This is a genomic window from Streptomyces sp. NPDC002742 (assembly GCF_042888885.1).
In the GTDB taxonomy this organism is placed as follows: domain Bacteria; phylum Actinomycetota; class Actinomycetes; order Streptomycetales; family Streptomycetaceae; genus Streptomyces.
Genome location: NZ_JBIAQF010000044.1, coordinates 19,833 through 39,033 on the forward strand (window position 1 = coordinate 19,833; position 19,201 = coordinate 39,033).

Annotated in this window: 19 protein-coding genes and 2 pseudogenes; 10 read left to right on the plus strand and 11 right to left on the minus strand. The window is 69.1% G+C overall.

Annotated elements, in window-relative coordinates; all coding sequences use genetic code 11:
- The first annotated feature begins 10 nt into the window (after positions 1-10).
- Positions 11-1,150 carry a helix-turn-helix domain-containing protein gene (locus tag ACFYW8_RS42065; protein ID WP_365879837.1) on the plus strand — a complete coding sequence of 380 codons (1,140 nt, stop codon included), beginning with the start codon at positions 11-13 and terminating at the stop codon, positions 1,148-1,150.
- A 211-nt stretch (positions 1,151-1,361) separates the two neighbouring features.
- On the opposite strand, the gene ACFYW8_RS42070 is transcribed toward ACFYW8_RS42065, so the two are convergent.
- A complete protein-coding gene (locus ACFYW8_RS42070; protein WP_389092181.1) occupies positions 1,362-2,213 on the minus strand; it encodes an SDR family oxidoreductase in 852 nt (283 codons plus the stop codon).
- On the minus strand, positions 2,210-2,557 hold the full coding sequence (locus ACFYW8_RS42075; RefSeq protein ID WP_389092320.1) for a hypothetical protein: 348 nt from the start codon (positions 2,555-2,557) through the stop codon (positions 2,210-2,212). Before ACFYW8_RS42075 ends, ACFYW8_RS42070 begins: the two co-directional genes overlap by 4 nt.
- A 251-nt stretch (positions 2,558-2,808) precedes the next feature.
- Here ACFYW8_RS42075 and ACFYW8_RS42080 point away from each other — a divergent pair, with 251 nt between their 5' ends.
- From ACFYW8_RS42080 to ACFYW8_RS42110, 7 genes and pseudogenes are all read left to right on the plus strand, one after another.
- Positions 2,809-3,531: a class I SAM-dependent methyltransferase gene (locus ACFYW8_RS42080; protein WP_389092185.1), complete on the plus strand. Its 723-nt coding sequence runs from the start codon at positions 2,809-2,811 to the stop codon at positions 3,529-3,531.
- A 127-nt stretch (positions 3,532-3,658) separates the two neighbouring features.
- Positions 3,659-4,168, plus strand: a complete 510-nt coding sequence (locus tag ACFYW8_RS42085; protein ID WP_389092189.1) for a hypothetical protein — start codon at positions 3,659-3,661, stop codon at positions 4,166-4,168.
- Positions 4,169-4,171: 3 nt separating this feature from the next.
- Positions 4,172-4,852 carry a glycine-rich domain-containing protein gene (locus ACFYW8_RS42090; RefSeq protein ID WP_389092192.1) on the plus strand — a complete coding sequence of 227 codons (681 nt, stop codon included), beginning with the start codon at positions 4,172-4,174 and terminating at the stop codon, positions 4,850-4,852.
- 504 nt (positions 4,853-5,356) lie between these two features.
- Positions 5,357-5,568: pseudogene (locus ACFYW8_RS42095) on the plus strand (IS1380 family transposase); the annotation flags it as partial.
- A 79-nt stretch (positions 5,569-5,647) separates the two neighbouring features.
- On the plus strand, positions 5,648-5,866 hold the full coding sequence (locus tag ACFYW8_RS42100) for a hypothetical protein (protein WP_389092197.1): 219 nt from the start codon (positions 5,648-5,650) through the stop codon (positions 5,864-5,866).
- Positions 5,863-6,159, plus strand: a complete 297-nt coding sequence (locus tag ACFYW8_RS42105; protein ID WP_389092202.1) for a hypothetical protein — start codon at positions 5,863-5,865, stop codon at positions 6,157-6,159. The genes ACFYW8_RS42100 and ACFYW8_RS42105 overlap by 4 nt, the downstream gene beginning before the upstream one ends.
- On the plus strand, positions 6,156-7,031 hold the full coding sequence (locus tag ACFYW8_RS42110; RefSeq protein ID WP_389092206.1) for a PhzF family phenazine biosynthesis isomerase: 876 nt from the start codon (positions 6,156-6,158) through the stop codon (positions 7,029-7,031). The genes ACFYW8_RS42105 and ACFYW8_RS42110 overlap by 4 nt, the downstream gene beginning before the upstream one ends.
- Positions 7,032-7,139: 108 nt before the next feature.
- On the opposite strand, the pseudogene ACFYW8_RS42115 reads toward ACFYW8_RS42110, so the two are convergent.
- Positions 7,140-7,503, minus strand: a pseudogene (locus ACFYW8_RS42115) (IS701 family transposase); the annotation flags it as partial.
- A 44-nt stretch (positions 7,504-7,547) separates the two neighbouring features.
- Between ACFYW8_RS42115 and ACFYW8_RS42120 the strand changes: the two are divergent.
- On the plus strand, positions 7,548-8,006 hold the full coding sequence (locus ACFYW8_RS42120) for a pyridoxamine 5'-phosphate oxidase family protein (protein ID WP_389092211.1): 459 nt from the start codon (positions 7,548-7,550) through the stop codon (positions 8,004-8,006).
- Positions 8,007-8,205: 199 nt separating this feature from the next.
- Here the strand turns inward: ACFYW8_RS42120 and ACFYW8_RS42125 are convergent, their stop codons facing one another.
- The 5 genes from ACFYW8_RS42125 to ACFYW8_RS42145 form a co-directional block, all read right to left on the minus strand.
- The gene (locus ACFYW8_RS42125) at positions 8,206-10,371 is read right to left on the minus strand and encodes a tetratricopeptide repeat protein (protein WP_389092215.1); all 2,166 of its coding nucleotides are present in this window, start codon (positions 10,369-10,371) and stop codon (positions 8,206-8,208) included.
- A 74-nt stretch (positions 10,372-10,445) separates the two neighbouring features.
- Positions 10,446-11,588 carry a hypothetical protein gene (locus ACFYW8_RS42130; protein WP_389092220.1) on the minus strand — a complete coding sequence of 381 codons (1,143 nt, stop codon included), beginning with the start codon at positions 11,586-11,588 and terminating at the stop codon, positions 10,446-10,448.
- Between the two features lie 135 nt (positions 11,589-11,723).
- On the minus strand, positions 11,724-11,861 hold the full coding sequence (locus ACFYW8_RS42135; RefSeq protein WP_389092223.1) for a hypothetical protein: 138 nt from the start codon (positions 11,859-11,861) through the stop codon (positions 11,724-11,726).
- An 827-nt stretch (positions 11,862-12,688) separates the two neighbouring features.
- Positions 12,689-13,852 (minus strand): sialidase family protein, encoded by a 1,164-nt coding sequence (locus tag ACFYW8_RS42140; RefSeq protein WP_389092228.1) that lies wholly within the window; start codon positions 13,850-13,852, stop codon positions 12,689-12,691.
- A 372-nt stretch (positions 13,853-14,224) separates the two neighbouring features.
- Positions 14,225-14,431 carry a hypothetical protein gene (locus ACFYW8_RS42145; RefSeq protein WP_389092233.1) on the minus strand — a complete coding sequence of 69 codons (207 nt, stop codon included), beginning with the start codon at positions 14,429-14,431 and terminating at the stop codon, positions 14,225-14,227.
- Positions 14,432-15,067: 636 nt separating this feature from the next.
- On the opposite strand from ACFYW8_RS42145, the gene ACFYW8_RS42150 reads away from it, so the two are divergent.
- On the plus strand, positions 15,068-15,274 hold the full coding sequence (locus ACFYW8_RS42150) for an acetyl-CoA synthetase (protein ID WP_389092239.1): 207 nt from the start codon (positions 15,068-15,070) through the stop codon (positions 15,272-15,274).
- Positions 15,275-15,312: 38 nt separating this feature from the next.
- On the opposite strand, the gene ACFYW8_RS42155 is transcribed toward ACFYW8_RS42150, so the two are convergent.
- The 3 genes from ACFYW8_RS42155 to ACFYW8_RS42165 form a co-directional block, all read right to left on the minus strand.
- Positions 15,313-17,970, minus strand: a complete 2,658-nt coding sequence (locus tag ACFYW8_RS42155; RefSeq protein ID WP_389092244.1) for a glycosyl hydrolase — start codon at positions 17,968-17,970, stop codon at positions 15,313-15,315.
- A 106-nt stretch (positions 17,971-18,076) separates the two neighbouring features.
- The gene (locus ACFYW8_RS42160; protein ID WP_389092249.1) at positions 18,077-18,421 is read right to left on the minus strand and encodes a hypothetical protein; all 345 of its coding nucleotides are present in this window, start codon (positions 18,419-18,421) and stop codon (positions 18,077-18,079) included.
- Positions 18,422-18,651: 230 nt separating this feature from the next.
- Positions 18,652-19,185, minus strand: a complete 534-nt coding sequence (locus tag ACFYW8_RS42165; RefSeq protein ID WP_389092253.1) for a hypothetical protein — start codon at positions 19,183-19,185, stop codon at positions 18,652-18,654.
- Positions 19,186-19,201 lie beyond the last annotated feature (16 nt).

The window sequence follows — 19,201 nt, forward strand, 5'->3', positions numbered from 1 at the left end:
GGAATAGAACGTGAGCCATGTAACTCGGAGGGCCAGCGAACTGGCCCTGGATGAGACGACGGTCACCGTGCTTCGGGCCGCGCTGAAGACCACCGCCGACGAGGTCGTCCAGGCGATCATCGACGAGGTCCCTTCCTACGCCAACGCCCTTTCGGGCAGCATGGGCGGCACCATCCGCCGAGCCGTCCGCACCGCCCTGGGGCACTACCTGGACCTCGCGAGCGGGAACGCCGCAGGCGGCGACGGCGGCGACGCGGCCTACGAGCTGGGCCGCGGCGAGGTGCGTGACGGCCGTTCGATGGACGCCCTGCTCAGCGCCTACCGTGTCGGCGCTCGCGTGGCCTGGCGATGCCTGGCGGCGGGTGCCGTACCCGCAGGTCTGCCCGCCGCCGAGGTCGCCAAGTTCGCCGAGCTGACCTTCGCCTACATCGACGAGCTCTCCGCCGCGAGCGCCGCGGGCCACGCCGACGAACTGGCCGCCCGGGGCAGGGACCACGAGCGGCACCTGGAACACCTGGCCCGCGACCTCGTCGCCGGCGCGAGCCCGGACGTGCTGCTGGCCTCTGTTCAACGGGCCGGGTGGCAGCCTCCGGTTTCACTGACCGCGGTCCTGCTGCCCGCCGCCCAGGCCCGGCCTGCCTACCGCGCGCTCGACCCGAGCACCCTCGTCCTCGACGATCTGCCGGACGCCACCGGTGTGCTGCTCGTCCCCGATGCCGACCGACCACATCTCTTGCGGCAGCTGACCGACCGCACCGCCGTGGTCGGCCCGGCCCGGCCATGGACTCGTGCGTCCGCCTCGTACGCACGAGCCGTACGCGCACGCTCCCTCTCCTCCGATATTCGCGACACCGAGGACCACCTGCCCGAGCTGGTGCTGAGCGCCGACGTGGACGCGTTCGCGGACCTGCGTGCCCGAGCCCTCGCACCGTTGCGGACCTTGCCTGTCGCGACCGCACGGCGACTGGAGGAGACATTGCGGGAGTGGCTGCTGCACCAGGGAAGGCGGGACGAGGTGGCGGCGGCGTTGTTCGTCCATCCCCAGACGGTCCGGTACCGGATGACGCAGCTGCGGGAGCTGTTTCCGGATCTCGCATCGCCACACCGGGTCCTTGAACTGACGCTGGCGGTCGGTCTTCGCGTCAGCTGACGCGTACTTCGACCGTCCGCTTCAGCCCGGTCTGCGGATGACGCGCGAGAGCAGCGTCGAGCCGGTCCGGGATGTCGACCAGGCCCCGCAGGAAGACGTCCGCCGAACTCCGGCAGCCGGCCGAGGACGCGGAGCACCTGGAACGGCGGCTGCGCAAGGCGGTCGAAGCCGACGAGGACGCAGCCCGGGGCCGCCCGTCTCATTGGCCCGCTCATAAATCGGCGGGCCGGGCGGTCACGCGAGTGGCCATGCAGAACTGCCGAGCGCCACGCAGTGTGGTGCTCAGTTCCCGCTGGGTCGCTTGGCTGTCGAGGCGTACGTCGAGGGCGCCGGGCAGTCCGCTGGTGGCCCGCAGGCCCTCGGGCAGCCGTGAGGCGTCGAGACCGTCACGCCTGGCGATGAGGATGCCGAGCTCGTGACGGCTCAGAGCATCGGGCCCTGCGAGATGGTGAATACCGGACGCGTCGGATGACGCCAGCTCCAAAAGGGCGGCGGCCAGGTCGGCGACGTGCACTGGGCAGCGGATGTCGTCGGTGAACAGGACACCCTCGCGGACGCCGGCGGCGAGTTCGTGCACAGCGTGTTCATGTGCGGAACGCCCGCCGCCGATGATCAGTGACGTGCGGGCGACAACGGCCTCCGGAGACACGGCGAGAATCCCGGTCTCCGCCGCCGCCTTCGCTGCTCCGTACGGGGTGACGGGGTCAGGGGGACAGGACTCGTCGTAGTGGACGCGGGCACCCGAGAAGACGGCATCACTGGACACGTGGACCAGGCGGCTGCCGTATTTCGCCGCAGCCATCGCCAGCCGGACGGGGCCCTCCGCCGTCACCGCCCAGTCGGCCTTGCCGCTCGACGCGTTGATGACGAGACGCGGGCTGACCTCGGCCATGACGGCGTCCAGGAGTTCTGCATCCCGCAGATCCAGGTGATACCACGCGGCCTGGTGGGTGTCGCCGGGCTTGGTCGTGTACGTCGCTGCCGTTCTGTGCCCGGTCGCGCTCGCCTGCCGGATCAGCTCGGTTCCCAGGAAGCCGCTGCCGCCGATGATCAGACCTGTCATGTGCCGGGCTTGAACGCCGCACCCCACACGGTGACCCGGGCGCCCTCGATGGGGTGATCCCCCAAGGCGCGGGTGATGAGGGTCAGGGCGACGTCGGTACGGCTCTCGTTGATCTTCTCGGCGGCGCGCAGGAGGCTCGCGGCGTGGTCGGCGCCGAGCTGCCGGGCGGAGGCGGTGAAGGCGCGGACGTCCTTGGAGAGGCATCCGCCGCCGTAGCCGATGCCGGGCATCATGCCGCCGCTGCCGATTCGGGGGTCGATGCCGAGGATCTCCACGATCTTGGAGACGTCGCCGCCCGCGGCCTCGCACATGTCGGCGACGGCGTTGATGTAGCTGATTTTCAGGCCGAGGAAGGTGTTCGCCGCACCCTTCGCGAGTTCGGCGGTCTGCGGGTCGGTGACGAAGAGGGGACACCGGCGTCCAGGACGGGGGCGTAGACGGCGCGGATCGCCTTTTCGCCCTCGGCGGTAGTGACGCCGGCGATGAGGCGGTCCGGGCGGAGGGTGTCCGGGACGTTGTGCCGCTCCACCCCTTCGGGTGGATACAACGTGCCGATGCCCCTGCCGACCGCTGCCAGGGGTCGAGGATGAGCCCCGTGACCCGACCCTCGCAGGACACCGGCCCCGACCTCTGGCAGTGCTACGGAGCCCGCCGGACCCGGGCCGACAGGGTTGCGGGGGTGGACGGTACCTTCCACTGGGACTGGTACCAGCGCAACGAGCCGGGTGCCGAGATCCTTGGCTCCCTTGACGGCATGGCCGTCATCGAGGTGGGTGCCGGCACCGGACGCCAAGCCGCCCATCTTGCCGGGACCAGCGCAGCCTCCGAAGTGACCGCGCTCGACTCGTCCGCCTCCATACACGAGCGCTGCCGCCGGTCGTACCGTAACGTGCCGCGGCTCCGCGTAGTCCTCGCTGAGGCCACCTCCTACCTCGTCGAGCGTCCCTCCGCCTTCGACGTCGTCTACAGCGTCTTCGGCGCCCTGGACTTCACCGATCCTCGCCGCCTTCTGCCGGCCGTCGTCGCGAGCCTACGCCCGGGTGGGACGCTGGTGTTTTCCACTCTGGGCCACTATCGCAATGGTGAGGCCGCCGAGAGCTGGGTTCGTTCCGCCCAACTCCCCACTGCCCTGGCCGACGGGACCCCGGCGACGATGGAGCGGTGGGTCCTGGAACTCCCGCTGTGGGAACGGTTGCTCGCGCAGGCCGGCCTGGATGTCGTCGGCGTGGAGACTGTTCACGACGCCGGGCGCGGTGGTGGGCCCCCGATGGCTACCCGCATCATCCGCGCCACACGGCCCGCCGTCCGGCAGCTGTGATAAGCCGTATGGCAGTGCCGCTTACTGGAATCGGCTGACGCACTGATGGCGTCGGCGGCGGATTCACGGTTGCGGGTCCTACGGTCGGAACTCCAGGGGGCCCATAGAAACGAGAGAAGGAAGAACGTTGGCTACCAAAGAAGCCGGTACGTCCATTCCGGAGCATCCGCTACTGCGTGTCCTACAGCCGCACGGGACGAACGTAAAGGTGTTCTGCGGCTACACCGGTTCGGCGAGCAGCGGCGACCACATCTGGCTGTACGCGAGCCTCTACAACCTCTCGCAGTGCGTCGAGATCCGCCGATCAGACGTGCTACACGTCGAGGAGGCTCCGGCGCAGCTGATGCCTTTCGGCGGGTCCGTGCTCTGGCTCAAGTCCGATGCCACCGTCGTCCGACGCCGCAAGGAGAGCGTTGCCGACATCTACGACGCGTCTGCCCGGCGCCGTCAAGAGAGCACGGCGGACATCTACGACGCGGCCGCTCCCTCGTTGTCGGACGGTCGGCTGCGCATCACCCGGCGCCAGCGCGCGGAGTCCGCAGATGACTGCCATTCACCTTGCCAGCCCTGCCACAGCCCGTGCGGCATTTGCACGTCTCACCCGCCGCAGACCCTGACCGCGTCCAGCCCGGAGTAAGCCGTGGTTCTGAGCCTGCGGACCGTCGACCGGTCCACAGCCGTGGACCATCCAGCGCCGTACCTGATCGAGAAGCTGCTCAAAGAGAAGATCGTCGACTCGCCGGCAGAGGCGGAGCTGCTCTTCAGGGAGGTCAAACGGTACTGCGTGCTGGTGCACGAGCATCCCGAGCGGTCATGGCAGATGCACTCGCTCCGGGTCGACGAAGCATGGCACCAGTTCATTCTGTTCACAGTGCAGTACCAGGACTTTTGCGAGCGGTTCTTCGGCCGCTACGTCCATCACGCGCCCAGCAACGCACCCGTGCCGGCGCCAGCGGAGGGTTTCCTGCCGGAGCGCCCCACGGCTTCCTTCCGGGAGTTCAAGAACCAGTACGAGGACGTGTTCGGCGAGGAACTGCCCGATGTTTGGTACGACGGCCGAACCTTGACGCTGCGGCGCCGGCTCGTGAACGAGCAGGCGGGGCGACAAAGCGTCCGGGTGGAGGGAAGCGAGGTCCTTCTGCTCGCGCCGGACGGTGAGATCCTGATCGGCGTGAACGACGTCGCCGCCGACGCACTGAAGTTCGTCGCCCACACCGGCGCCTTCTACGTGCGCGAGCTAGCGGGCAACCTGAGCAACGACGAGAAGGTGGAGCTCGCCGCGGCCCTGGTAGCGGAAGGGATCCTGCGGGCCAGCGGTTGACCGTAGTCACAAACCAGCGGCCCGGCAAAGCCGCGGTACACCTCCAGATGTTCCTCATCGGTCGACCGCACTCTCCTACGGGGCGCATGTGGTGGCGGTCAATCCGCGCGATCCGGCCTCGTGGCGGGGCGTGGACCGGTAGAAGTCCGTGCGTGACGCGAGTGCCTGACGGATGCTGACTGGGAGTTCATCGGGCCGTACCCGCCGGTGGGCGAGTACGGCCCGTACCCCGAGCGGCTGCGGCAGCAGTTCGAGGGCGTGATCTGGCGGTTCAAAACCGGTGGGCAGAAGCTACCTCGCCGGCCTCCACCTACGCGCCTCGATGATCTGGCTCAAGGGCCTCACCCGAACCACCCATTGATCACGACTCGATACGCGCCCTGGCCTCGCGCTTCACGAGGCGGGCTGTCCGGCTGGTGATCAAGAAAGCAGAAAGTGCCTCTGACCAGCGAGAATGAGGATTGCTGAGGCCCTCGTCCTGCCGCCGTCGGAGGCACCTTCCAGGTGAAGAAGCGTATCGGGTCCTATCCGCGTGCCCGCGTCAAGGGCGGTGGTCACGGAGTGATTTCGCATGCCGGTGCGGTGCTCTGGTCGAGACGATCCGCAAGTCCGGTCCGGATGTGGCGATATCGGCGGCGCCGGCACCGTGGCGCAAGCCGCAGGCTGTGCACGATCCGGGCATGATCCTGCTGGATGTCGCGCTCGCGGTGGCGCTGCGCCGGACGCGCGCAGGCAGGTGATCGTGGACATCGACGGCGTCCTCGTCCTGACGCACTCCGAGAAGCGGGACGCCCGGTGCGGTACGACCCGTTGGACGAGGCGACGCTCACCGACCCGTATCCCGTCCTTGCCGCGCTGCGCGACCAGGCACCGGCGACGTGGCACGAAGGAATGGAGTGCCGGCTGGTCACCTGCTACGCCGACTGCCTGCGTGTCCGGCGTGTCCTGCGCGACCACCAGCACTTCGTCGCGACCCGAGGCGCCTGGGCCGCGCGGTGCCGGAGGTCTCCTTGAACGTGCAGGTCCTCGACCCGCCCCACCAGGGCGCGGTGCGCTCGCTGTTCGTGACCGCGCTGCACGCGCAGAACCTGCCGACGCTGCAAGAGCGTGCGCGCCAGGACATCACGGCTCGGCTGGGCCTCCTCGCCCCACGCCAGGAGTGGGACGCGGTGCGTGAACTCGCCCGGCCCGTCGCCCGGGCCGCCATCGCCGAGCCGCTCGGGGTCACCTGGATGCCGACTACCTGCACCGGTGTTGTCGTCGGTCCGGGAACGCCACGGCCCTGCCCCGCGTTGGCACGGGCATGACGACTAATAGGCCGACACCCAAGGTGCTGCGATACACCGCCTTCTCCAGCGACCCCGACGGCGGAAACCCCGCCGGTATCGTTCTGGATGCCACCGCATTGGACGACAGCGACATGCTGGCCATCGCCGCCGACCTCGGATACTCGGAGTCCGCGTTCCTGACCGCGCCCCCGGAGGGCCTCGGAAGTCAGGAGGGGCGGGCGTACAGCGTCCGTTACTTCAGCCCCAAGGCCGAGGTGCCGTTCTGCGGGCACGCCACCGTCGCGACGGCCGTGGCGCTCGCCGAGCGGATCGGCCCCGGAGAACTGGTGTTCGTGACGGGCGTCGGTACCGTGCCCGTGGTGGTGGCTGAGGAGGGCGGGACCCTCCGGGCCACGCTCATCAGTGTCGAGCCGCACGTCGAGGAAATCGCCGACGCCGACCTCACTGAGGCACTCGCTGCGCTCGACTGGCCGGCCGCCGATCTCGACCCGGTCTTTCCGCCCCGTATCGCCTTCGCGGGCGCCCGCCATCTCGTTCTCGCGGCTGCGACGCGCGCCCGCCTCGCAGATCTCGCCTACGACTTCGCGCGCCTCGAAGCCCTGATGCACCGCTTGGACCTGACCACCGTCCAGTTGGTGTGGCGGGAGTCGGCAGCCGTCTTCCATGTCCGTGACCCGTTCCCCGTCGGCGGCGTCGTAGAGGATCCGGCGACCGGCGCTGCAGCCGCGGCGTTCGGTGCTTACGCCCGTGATCTCGGCCTGGTCCCCGAGGACGCCGTCCTCACCCTGCACCAGGGTGAGGACCTGGGCCGCCCTGGCGAGCTCACGGTGACGCTGCGCGCCGGTGACCCGCGCGTCCGTGTCAGCGGCGCAGGAGCGCGCATCGGCTGAAGCGCAGCCATGCGGCAGTGCAGGCACAGGTCCGGCGATCACAGAGCGTCGCAATTCCATGATCGCTAGATCTGTGCCCCTGCTGCTCCGGGGTGCTCCATCGCGCACCGGCGCTGTGTCTTTTGGGGCCCGGGCCAGTCGTTGCAGGGTGCAGAAGGCGTGTGCGACGGAGACGAGGGTGACGTGGTGGTGCCGGCCGCTCCAGGTCCGGCCCTCGAAGTGGGCAAGTCCCGGAGCCTGTTTCATCTCCCGGTAGTCGTGCTCGATGCCCCGGCGGAGTTTGGCGAGGCGGACCAGGGTGGTCAGGGGCATGCCGGAGGGCTGGTCGGACAGCGGACAGCCAGTACTGCACCGGCTCGCTCTCGCCGGCGGGCCATTCGGCCAGCAGCCGGCACACGGGCAGTTCCGGGTCGTCGACGTGCTGGCGGACCTCGCGTCCGGCGGGCCCGATGCGCAGGGCCACGAAACGGGAGGAACGCCAGAAATACTGGTGTGGCTACGGACGTTGACCACGTCATGAGTCAAGGTCCCGCACCTCGCCCACTGTCCGACGAAGCCCTCTCCAACCTGCTCGGCCAACAGCAGTTCGGCACCCTCGCCACCGTCAAGCGCACCGGACATCCCCACCTGACGACCATGCTCTACAACTGGGATGCCGACGGCTGCATCGTGCGGTTCTCGACGACAGCCGACCGAGTCAAGGTCAAGCACCTACGGCGCGACCCGCATGCCGCGCTGCATGTGCAGGGCGACGACGTGTGGTCGTTCGCCGTCGCCGAGGGCAAGGCAGAGGTCTCCGGGGTCACCACGGTTCCCGGTGACGCAGTCGGGCGGGAACTGTTCGGGATGATCCCGGAGGGCGCGAAGCCAGAAGACGAAGATGCGTTCCTGAGGCAGCTGGTCGCTGAGCGCCGCGTGGTCATCCGGTTGAAGGTGGACCGGTTGTACGGAACGGCGCTCGACAGCAAGGATTAGGGCCTGTCGGGAAGGTGCTGGTCACAACCACTCGTTGATGACTGAGACCAGGACGGACGCCGGTCGCCGAGCAGGTGAGGACCGACTGGAGATGAGTGCGCCCCCGGCGGTTGCCGCGGGTGCTTCGGCCGTCCCCCCAGCGCCTGTTGGCGGGACAGAGGGACGGCCGGGCCTTGGGTTGTCGGACGTAGGGAAGATTTCAGTGGGCGGGGCTATGCGCATCGTCCAGGTCGCGCTGGGCGTCGTCGAGCCGACCCAGTGCGCGGTGACAGGCGGCGCGGCTGACCAGGATTTCCTCGGCGTTGCTCCGGTCCAGGAGCAACGCCCCGGTGAAATCGTCGATGGCCTGTTGCCAGTGCTGCCGGTGCTCGTGGGCCACGGCCCGGTTGTAGCGGATCGTGGGGTCCTCACCCAGGGCCAGCGCCTCGGTCAGGTCGTCGATGGCGGCTTCGGCGTCGCCGTTGCCGAAAGCGAGGACGGCGCGGTTGACCCACGCCGCGGCAAGCGTGGGATCGTGCTCGATCGCTCTGGTGAGCGCGTGCGCAGCCGCCTCTGTACGGTCGTCCGCCATGTCGAGCAGACCCAGGGTGCACAGGAGTTGGGCATTGCCGGGGGCCAAGGCCAGACCGTGCTCGACGTCCCGGCGTGCCGTGCCGTGGTCGCCGCGGTCGTAGTGGATGCCGGCGCGGTTGACCAGCGTGTCCACGTGGTCGGGGTCGAGGTCCAGGACGGTGTCGTAGTCGGCCAGGGCCTCCTGCTCCCGGCCGAGCTCGGACAGCAGGCCGGCCCGGTTGTAGTACGCCTCGGGCGGAGGGTTGCGGGCGATCGCGCGGTCGTAGTCGGCCAGGGCCTCGGCGGCGCGACCCGCGCACCGGTGCGCGTTGCCCCGCTCCAGGTATCCGTCGCTTTCTTCGGGGAACAGGTCGATCACCGAGGTCAGGTCCGCGACGGCGTCGTCGTGCCGGCCGACGGTGGTGTAGACCTGCGCGCGGTTGAAGGAGAGCAGCGCGCGGCGGAGGAACAGCTCGTACCAATGCGGACCGGGCTGGCTGTCCAGCAACTCCATCGCTTCGGTCTCGAGCCGGATGGCCTCGTCGAAGTGGCCGAGGCGGTACTCGACCAGGGCCAGGCCGTTCTGCTCGAATGCGGTCAGATGGGCGCGCAGGCTGACCTCGGGCAGGGTGCGCGCCAAGGCCAGTGCGTTGTTGATCCAGGCCCTGGCCTCGGTGTAGTCGCGTTGTTCCGCCGGATAGTAGCGGACGTACAGCATGGCCATGCCGTACGCGGCGTGCGCCTGCACGCCTGGCTCGGAGGAGAAGGAACGCAGCTCCCGATAGACCCGTCGGGCTTCGTCCGTGCGGCGCAGCGCGAGCAGCGGGATGTCCTGGTCGAGGAACAGGCTCCGGTAGTCGCGCATCTGGGTGGCACGGTCGACCAGGGCGCGGCCGAGGTCGCCGATCCGCACCGCGGCCTCGTAGTAGCCGACGTCGGTGACGTACTCGGTGGCGGCCATGTACGCGGCGGCCCCCAGCGTTGCGGGGAACCGGCCGTGCGCGCGGTGGTAGGGGATGGCGCCCAGCCGAAGCCCGAAGTCGTTCTGACGCTCCAGCAGTTCAGCGCGCTGGTCGTGCCACTGCTGCCGCTCGACTGCCTCCGCGGCCTCGTACGCGGCCAGTTCCAAGGGCACGTCGCTGGTGCCGTCCGAGTCGACGAACGCCCTCGCCCAGGCCGCGCGGCGGGCGGCCGGCGCCCGCTCCAGCTCATGGCCGGTGTCCTGCCCCTTCAGCGGCGCCGCCGACATCGGTCGGGCGTATCTGTCCAGCGCGGTCTCTAGGACTTCGGGCAGCGGTTCGTCCGTGGCGCCCACGCCCACCGTCAGCCCCGCGGGGTCCACCCGGCGGACCAGGATGGCCAGGAACTGACGGTCGAGTTCGTCGGCCGCGTGCACGTTCTCGAAGTAGCAGTTGAGGTGGCCGAGGGAGGGCAGAGCGGCGCACTTCTTGAGGAAGTTCGTGAGGCCGTGTGCGAGCAGCAGCGGCCGCACCGTGGAGTAGGCCCGGACGAGGAAGCGCTGATGCTCCTGGTACACCTCTACGGGGATCGGCCGGAACACGTCGGTGGCGATGAGCCCGTTCAGTTCCGGCGCCACGTAGAGGATCTCCGTGGCGTGCGTGTGCACGAGCTCAGGATCCTTCTCGTACACGATCGGGACCAGTTGGAGCAGCAGGGTGTTGGTGCCCGAGTAGACGCCGCGCAGCCGACTGTGACAGTCGCTCACCAGCGTGACCCCGGCCGGAGCGGTGTCCTCCCAGGCGGCCCGACGATTCTGTTGGTGTGGGCCGGTGATCCGGAGATGACTCGACATGCCTCGTTCCGATCGGTCGATGGGGGCGGTGGTAGCACTGTGGTCGGCGAAGGGTGGCAGGGGTGGCACTGTGGTCAGCCCGCCTTCCGGCGTGCGCGCCAGCGGCGCAGTACCACGGCGGCGACGATCACCAGTGGTACGAAGTCGAGAGCGAGAGTCAGGCAGCCGTCCAGGAACTGGGCGCTGAACGCGACACCGGTGAGCAGCCGCGTGACGATGCCCGACAGCACCTTCACTGTGACCGGGATGCCGATCCAGCCCAGCGTTCCCAGTGTGAACAAATATCCGAACCCGAACAGGTAGACGTACCAGCGAGCCACCTGCCGGTCGCGCGGATGCCAGCGTTCCTCGTCGTACGGTGCGGCGCGGCGCAGCAGCCGGTGGATCCCGTTGGCGAGGTGCTCCTTGGTGGTCTGGTGCAGGTCGACGCAGTGCAGCGCGGTGACGAACACCTGGTACACGTCGGTCCGCAGATAGAAGTAGAACTGCCAGGCCAGCCGGAGCAGCGTGGACAAGGCCAGTGCCAGGAAGAAGGCACCTGGGAAAGCGTACGGGCCGGCGCCCGCGCCGGTGAGCCAGGCCAGGACCGTCAACAGCGAACACCAGACCAGGTCGGCCACCATTCCGGCCAGCAGCGGGAGGTACCGGGAGCGGCGCGGCACGCTCCACAACCCGTTCAGGTGGGTCTCGAAGACCAGTATGTGGAGGCGGTTTCCGAGCCTCAGCCGGGTAGGAACACCGAGCCTCCGGCCGGCCAGTGCGTGCATGGCCTCGTGGAAGAGGATTCCCGGCACCTGTCCGAAGAACAGCCCCAGCTCCATCAGCAGCAGCGAGGGTACGAAGAAGAAGTTCTCGTAATGCGGTCGCAAATACGGGATCCGGAGCATGAGGCACAGCGCGAACCCGCAGATGCCGAGGTAGACCAGCCAGGCAGGCCAGGAGAAGGCGATCCTGCCCAGCCGTTGCCAACCCGGCTGCTCTGTCGCGACAGGAGCACCCTGCTCACCGGGCGAGCGGACGAACTTCAGTTCCCGCAACGTCTGCAGGAAGTCCGCCATGTCCACGGCCTCGCCGTACCGCTCCCGGTACCACCGACCTGCCTCGTCCGCGCTGGCGCCGGCCTGTAACCGCCGCAGCAGCTCCGCACCGTCCGCCGGGAAAGCGGCGTACGTGTCGATGTCCCTGCGCCCCACGATGACGTCGGGGCCGTCCGACACCAGGGTCAGCGGATGGAACGTCAGGATGTCACTGGAAATCCCGGACTCCAGAAGCGCGCATGCCGACCATGTTCACCGAACCGGCCGAGTAACGCGCGCGGGAGCGACCGCGCTGCGCCTCCCGGCTGCCCCGTATCACGAGGCGTGAGCCGGCTGGTGATTGAGTGGCGCCGACGTCACCTTGATCGACTCGGTCCGCCGCACCACGATCTTCTTCATCGGGCGGCTCTGCTCCGCCTTTGTCGTCGTGTGTCCCTGCTCCGTCTTCTTCATACGACCACTCCTCCCCCGACAGCCTCAACCGCTGCCTCGACACGCGCCACCGCCTCCAGGTGGCGACAACTACCCAAGTTATCAGAGTGGTTGATGTATGAGGCTGGTGTGGCCGGCGCACCTCGGCCGGCGGATCGAGCACGACCACCACGAGATGAAACAGGCACCGGGCCCGGCCCATTTCGAGGGCCGCCGGATCGTTTCCCAAAACATTCGCGAGGAAGGCCGCCGCGTTCCTCGCACGGGATGCTGTCGTCCCGTTCGACAACCCGGATGGGCTGTTGATCTGCGTGTTCAAGCACGACATCGCGCTCTGCGAGCCCGGCCCCAGGGCGACTGCGCCGAAGCAGTACGACTGTCGGCCCGGCTGCGGAAACGCTGTCCGCACCGACACCCACGCCAGGCTCCTGCGGATGTGAGCGGACGAGATCGACCAGCTCGCCGCGGCGGCGCCCGGGCCACGCGGCCGACGGCTCAGAGCCAACGCCGACCGGCTCCGCGACATGGCCGCCACCCACGACACCACCGCTCGCCCCGCTGAGGCCCTGGCATGACAACTCGGCCCCGGCACAACGACGAACGGACCCGCATCCGCGAGGCCATGGACCGCCTGTTGGCCGGAAGGCCCGCAGCCGCCGACGGCAGCCTGACCGGAGAAGGCGGTAACGGACCTCGACCGGCATCTCTCGCTCGAAGACGACATCGCTCGCGGCAAATAGCCGGACCCGACAGTTCTCAAGCGGAGCCTTGGAACCAGAGGCTGGCGTGATTGGAATGAGCTGGTCACTTAAGTCGGCGACTTCAACCGGCGGCGCTGACGAGGAGTCCTACGGCCGAGGCCGGCGAGTGCCGCGCTCGTCGCCGGCCCGGGTGGCTGGGACCGCAACAGCGGTCAGAGCGGTGAGGGCGGCGAAGCCTGCGGTGAGTGTGGTGGCCGGGTCTACTGCGAGGCCGGGGATGAAGTGGTCGACGGTGCCGGCCGTCGCGTCGATAGGGATGCGGGTCACCGATGACCAGGTGGTGCCGTTGACGGTCGTCGCCATCACGATGTCGTTGGAGGTGCAGGAGCCCCCGCTCGCGCGGAAGCGGCAGTCCTGCCAGACCACGTACACCTTGCCGGCGGCGTCGATCTCGGCGGAGGGCAGCGGGCCGCTGCGCAGGCTCCCGCCCACGGTGAACGTGCTGACGGTGGTGGCGTTGGTCCAGGAGCTGCCTCCGTTGGTGGAGGTGAAGGCGCGGATCGCGGTCTCCGAGGCGTTGGCGATCGGGACCACCACGGTGCCGTTCGGCTGGACGACGGGCTGCCCGCCCAGGCCGGTGGCGTTGTTGCCGGTGTTCTTCGAAGCACCCCAGGTGAGTCCTCCGTCGGAGGAGGTGGTCATCTTGATGCGGTCGCCGTCGCCGTTGTTGTCGTACTCGGTGTAGCAGTTGCCGTAGAAGGCGCTCGTGGCGGTGTTGTCGCAGACGATCCAGTTCTTGTCGAGGCTCGAACCGGTCGCGGTGACCACGGGGTTGCTCCAGGTCAGTCCGCCGTCGGTCGAGCGGCTGGTGTAGACGTCGGGCACGGTGACGGACGAGGTGATGGGGATGGTGGAGATCAGCCAGGTGCTGTGCTTGGCGTCGTAGGTCACCGACGCGTCGCTGACCCTCTGGAAGGTGCCGCCCGCCTGTGTGGTGATCCCCGGCAGGAAGCCCTTGGTCCAGGTGGTGCCGCCGTTGGTGGAGGTGGCGAAGCCGACGTTGGAGGCGCCGCCGTCGGTGAACCGGCCGACCTGGAAGGCGGAGACGATCGTGGAGCCGTAGGAGAAGGTGTCCGGCTCGACCTCGGTGGCGTGCTGGCTGGTGGAGTTGGTGTAGGGATCGGTGCTGATCTGCGTGAGAGCGGGCGCGGCGCCGGCGGTGGTCGTCGACAGGGCCAGCGCGCCGGCCGCGAGGGCCACCGTCACCAGGCCGGGTCTCGCCAGGCGGTGGAGCAGGGATGCCAGGGACATGATCCGTTCCCTTTCACAGAAGGGGCACGTCCGGCATCGGTGCGTCGCGAAGTGGGGTCGGGAGCATGCCTCGTACACGTCCGCACCATGGGGGCGGGCGGAGCCCGGCCGAACCGAACATCGTGCAGGACGTGCTGAAGGACATCGACACCCTGCTGTGCAATCATGGCCATGTCAACGCGTTTCTTCGCGATATCACCTGAACCAGGGGGATTTGGCGTCCTCTTGACTCTTGAACACCTCGATGGTCTGCCTTGCCGCACCACGACGTACGGGCAGCCTCTGCGACGGGGACGGCATCGCTGTAGGACCGTCGTCCCGGCCTTGGCCGCACCGCCCCGGCTGCACGCCCGCCCCGAGACGACGTATGTCTCACCCATCGGCGCCAGGGGCTGTCCGGCGCGGGACGGCTCCTGTCCGCCGCCATCGCCGACATCCGTCACGAGCACCGGCGCCCTGCTTCCGGCCCGGGAGCTCGGCCACGGTGTCGTCGAGCTCGGCAATCCGTGCGTCGAGCAGGTCGCGAACGGTGGCGGGGGGTGGGATGCCGCCGTTGCGGATGGCGAGCACCTCGCGCATGTCGTCCAGGTACAGGCCGAGGGTGCGGGGTCGGCGGATGAAGGTCAGCAGTTCGACGTCGAGAGTGGCGTAGAGCCGGTAGTCGGCCGGGGCCGATCGGCGGTGGTCTCCATCCCCTTCGGCTCGGGCATACGGTGAGACCCTCCGCCGCTCCTCGGGCCACGGGAACCGAAGTGCGGCTGGGGACGTCGCAGTGCCGTTCGGTTGCGCAAGGGAGTGGTCATGATGATGGAGGACTGCGGACGGGGTCGAGGATCCTGGACCTTGCTCGTGGCTGCCTTGGTCGCCCTCACCTCTCTTCTGACCGCCTGCGGAGGCGGCGACGATTCGGAGGCGGACTCGACGCCGACGCGTCCTTCTGCCGGTCCACCCACCGCCACCCCCTCGCAGCGGGGCCCCGGCACGCCGGGAATCCCCGGCTCGTCCTCAGTGACAAGGTCGGCAACGTCACCGTCGACGCCGTCGACACGCGTCCCGGCCTCTCATGGGACCTCCACGCCCCCAGGGTGCGTCGCGGGCTCGACCACCGTCACCCACCATCCGGCAGACGCCTCTGTCCACGACCTGTGCGTGCGGCCCGGGACCGTGGTGTCCCTGGTCCTGCGGCCTCGAACCGATGACAAGCGGTGGACGCGTGTGCTGAGTTCCGCGCCGGTCTTCGTCCTGGTGTCGGGATGGAAGGTGGCGGCGGACGGCACCACCCGGGCCTCGGTGCGCTGCGCCGGGACGAGGGGTGGCACGGCGGACGTCACCGTATCGGCGAAGGCGCCGGATGTGGCCGGTGCGGCGCGCGTCGCCTTCACCCTGCGCGTGAGGGTGGTGCCCTACACGTCGCAGGGGTGATCCCGGCAACCCGGGATCACCCCTGCGACGTCGCTGCGTCAGTCGCAGTCGCGCACGTTGATCGTGTAGATGCCGCGGCCGTGGGTGGCCGCGTACAGCGTCTTGCCGTCCGGGCTCAGCTTCAGCTGGAGCACGGCGACGGCTGGGAGGTTCCCGATGCGCTGCCAGGTCGTACGGCCCGGCGCGCGGTAGACGACGCCGAGGTCGGTGGCGACGGCGAGGCCACCGTTCGGCGTGACGACCGCGGAGTTGGTCGGCACATCGGGGAGGTTGGCGGAGACGTCCTTCCAGGTGGTGCCGCTGTCCGTGGACTCGAAGAGGTGGCCGACGCCGGCGCCGGGGCCCTCGGTCCAGTGCCGGGAGAAGCCGTTGACGGCGAGGTAGACGTGGTCGGCGTTCTTCGGGTCGACGGCGAAGCCGCTGAGGTAGCGGTTGGGCACCGCACCGGCCGCGCCGGTGGCGGGGAGGGTGATGTCGTGCCAGCCGGTGCCGTCCGCGTTGCCGACGGAGATGCCGCGCGCGAAGCCCTGGTTGTTGCAGGGGCCGCACCAGGCCGCGTAGACCTTGCCGCCCGAGGCCGCGACGGCGGTCGCGGTGCGGCCGGCGCCCAGGTCGTAGACGCTCTTCCACTCCGAACCGCTGCGGATGGCGTAGCCGTTGGTCTGCACCCAGACGTGGCGGCCGCCCGCGATCCAGGTCGAACTGTTCTTCATGTCGGCCGCGAGCGGCGCGATGAACCGGGCCTCGCTGGTGGCGTTGTCGGCCGGGGCGACGTTGTATGACGTGGCCTTGCTGGAGTCGGAGACCCAACTGCCGTCGTTGACAGCGCAGTTCTGGGTGACCTGGACGGAGAGGTAGACGTACTCCTCGGCCATGTTGCAGCCGTTGGCCGCATCGGTGAGGGTGTCGCCGCCGTCGCCGCCGAAGTTGGAGCCCATCACCTTGTCGTTGCTGCGCAGAATCGACTGCCCGTTGTCCTGCAGGCCGCCGGTGACGGAGACGCCGCCGTAGGTCAGGTCCTTGCCAACGCCCACCGAGTAGTACTGGAGGGTGTCGATGGTGCCGTCGTTGAGGGAGGTCCAGTCGGTGGCGTGGCCGGAGGAGTCCTGGGAACCGCCCACCGGGCGCTTGTAGACACCGCCGTCGTTGCCCGCGTAGACGAAGCTCTTGCCGTGGTAGCTGCCGATGGCGACGCCGTGCTGGTCGGAGTGGGTGGTCTGGTTGCAGTCGCCGGTCTGCTTGGCCGGGTCGATGCTCCAGCAGGAGAAGCCGAAGTTCCAGTACGGGCCGACGGTCGACCAGGTGCTGCCGCCGTCCTTGGTCTCGTAGACCTCCTCCAGGCCCGCGTACACGTGCTTCGGGTCGGATGGGTCGACGGTCAGGAACTGGTTGTACCAGGACTGGACGCCTGGCATGTAGCCGCTGGAGGTCAGCGCCGAGCCGTCGGCTGCGAGCTGCTTGTAGTCGGCGATCTTCGTCCAGGGGCCGAACGGCGAGCCGGCGCTGTAGATGCCCTCCAGGCCGCTGTCGGGGTTGTCGGCCATCTGCGCGGGCGACTCGTCGATGGCGTAGTAGCGCGAGCCGTCGGCGGAATGGGCGAAGGTGACCGTTCCGACGTTGTCCGCGTCGGTCGGCAGGTCGCCGAAGCCGCTGGTGATCCGCGTCCAGGTGCCGTTCGCCTTGGTGTAGAAGCCGTTGTAGTCGTCACCGCTGCGCCAGCCGACCGCCAGGACCACCTTCGAGGGGTCCTTGGGATCGATCGCGATGTCGTTGGTGATGTTCTTGTACGCGGTGCTGGCGTCGCTCGCCTTGGAACCCCCGGGCAGGTAGTCGGGATTGGGGGCGAACTCCAGCTTCCAGGCACCCTTCAGCGTCTTCGTGGAGTGGCTCCACACGCCCTCGCTGGTCGCCGCCCACACCTTGCCGCCGCCGAAGCGCAGCTGGCGGACGGTGGTGGACTCCAGCTCGTCACCGCCGACCCGGCTGCGCGTGGAGAACGTGCCGTGGTGCGGGTGGGACAGGACGTAGACGCCGCTGCCGAGGTAGGCGTCCGCGTTGGTGTTCGCCTCGCCGGTGCCCAGCCACAGCCGCCCGGCCCCGTCCAGCGCGAGCGCGCCGGTGGACTGCGAGGACAGCCGGTCGCTGATCGGCTGCCAGTGACCGCCTCCGGTGCGCGAGCGCCACACGCCGCCGCCCGCGCTGCCCGCGTACACGTACCCGTCGTCATCGGCGGCCATCGCCGCCACCCGGCCGGTGACATTGCCCGAACCGCCGCTGGAGTTGGAGTCGTAGTCGCGGTAGCGCGGGTCGTCGGAGTTGTACGGCAGATCGCTGACGTTCCGCCAACTGCCACCGGTGCTGCGCAGGTTGGTCAGACTCTGCCAGGCGGCGCCGTACGCGCCCGGCGCGACGATGCCGGGTGAGGTGCGGGCCTCGGAGTACTGGTCCGCCCCCTCGGCTATCTCGTCGGCCTCGTTGCCGTCGTCACCGCCGCCGCCGTCGTCCTCGGCTTTCACCTTGGGGGTGATGCCACCTGTCGACTGCTCGCGTTCGGCGGCGAGTTGGGCGAGCCTGCGAGCCCCGAAGGGGCTGCTGCCCCCGCCGGACCCGGCGCCTGCGGGTATCGCGACGAGCGAGGCGGATGCGGTGATGGCACAGATCGTGAACCATCGTCTCTTACGGGTTGGTGTTGACACCAGGTCCTCCGAAAACGAGTGATCGTACAGCCGTCGTGGGAGACCCGATCACCGGAGGGAGGGGGCGTCCGGCACTTGGACAAGTCTTTGACCAGAACCTGTCACTTCACCTGGTATGCGCCCGCCTTCGCCGTGCTTCGGTCGCTGAGGGGTGATCAGGGAGCTGCGGTCCGCGAGCGGACGGCGGTCGGCAGCACAACAGCGAAGGCGAGCGCGATGAGGTCGGCAGACGGCGCACGTTGCCGTCCTGGGCTGCCTGCTCGCGCAGCCGCGCGATCTCCACGTGCTGGGCGGCCAGTTGGGAGACCGCGCGGGTGCGGAATGCCTTCAGCTCAGCGAGGGACGCATCGCGTTCACTGATGCGGTCCTTCAGCTCGGCGACCTCGGTCTTGAGCCGCTCGATCTGCGCGGTGCGAGGATCGATGACGGTGCCCGCGTCCTGCAGGACCATCAGCCGCCGCTCGAAACTCCTCGGCCAGGTGCTGGTAGGGGCCCGGCCGGGTGGTGCCGTCGCGGTTCTTCTTCGGGTAGAAGCCGGTCCGGGTCACCCCCGCCTCGGCGGCCAGTGTCGTGAGGTCGCATTTGCCGCCGGGCGGGAGTTCGCCCCGCAGCAACCGGTCCATCGCGGCGCGGATCGCGTCCTCGTTGCGGGCCCGGTCCGCGTCAGTGATCCGCGGCATGTCACTCCTCTCCGCCGGCCGTACCGGCCGCTGTGCTGATCTCGTCCACCACCCGCTGGGCCCGCTCCAGTTCGGGCTTGAGCCGTGCCTTCTCCCCCTTGGGGAAGCGCGGGTTGTCCAGGAAGACGTTGCCGGTGTCGACCTGGGGCTGCCAGACGGGCAGGTGACAGCCGTGATGGGTGGCCTGCGGGCATCGTGCGGAGTCGCACAGGACGCCCAGCGGCTTCGTCGCGTCCGGGGTGCCGGCCAGCTTCAGGCACTGGGCCTTGTGCGGGTCACGGAACCAGCAGTAGTTCGCGGCTTGCAGATGCAGATGCAGATGCCGGGACTGCTGCCGCAGCAGGTTCTCCAGCCGCCGTTCGGCCTCCAGTACGACCGCCGTGCCCGCCTCATGGCCCTTGAGCTCGGCGTCGATGTGCTCGAACGCTTTGATCAGCTCGCGGGCCCCGGGACCGGCCGGCATGTGGCCCGCGCGGAAGTCCTCGAATGCTTCGGCGGTGAGCTTCAGGTGGATCTCTTCCTGTTCCCGCTCCACCTCGGCCAGCAGGGTG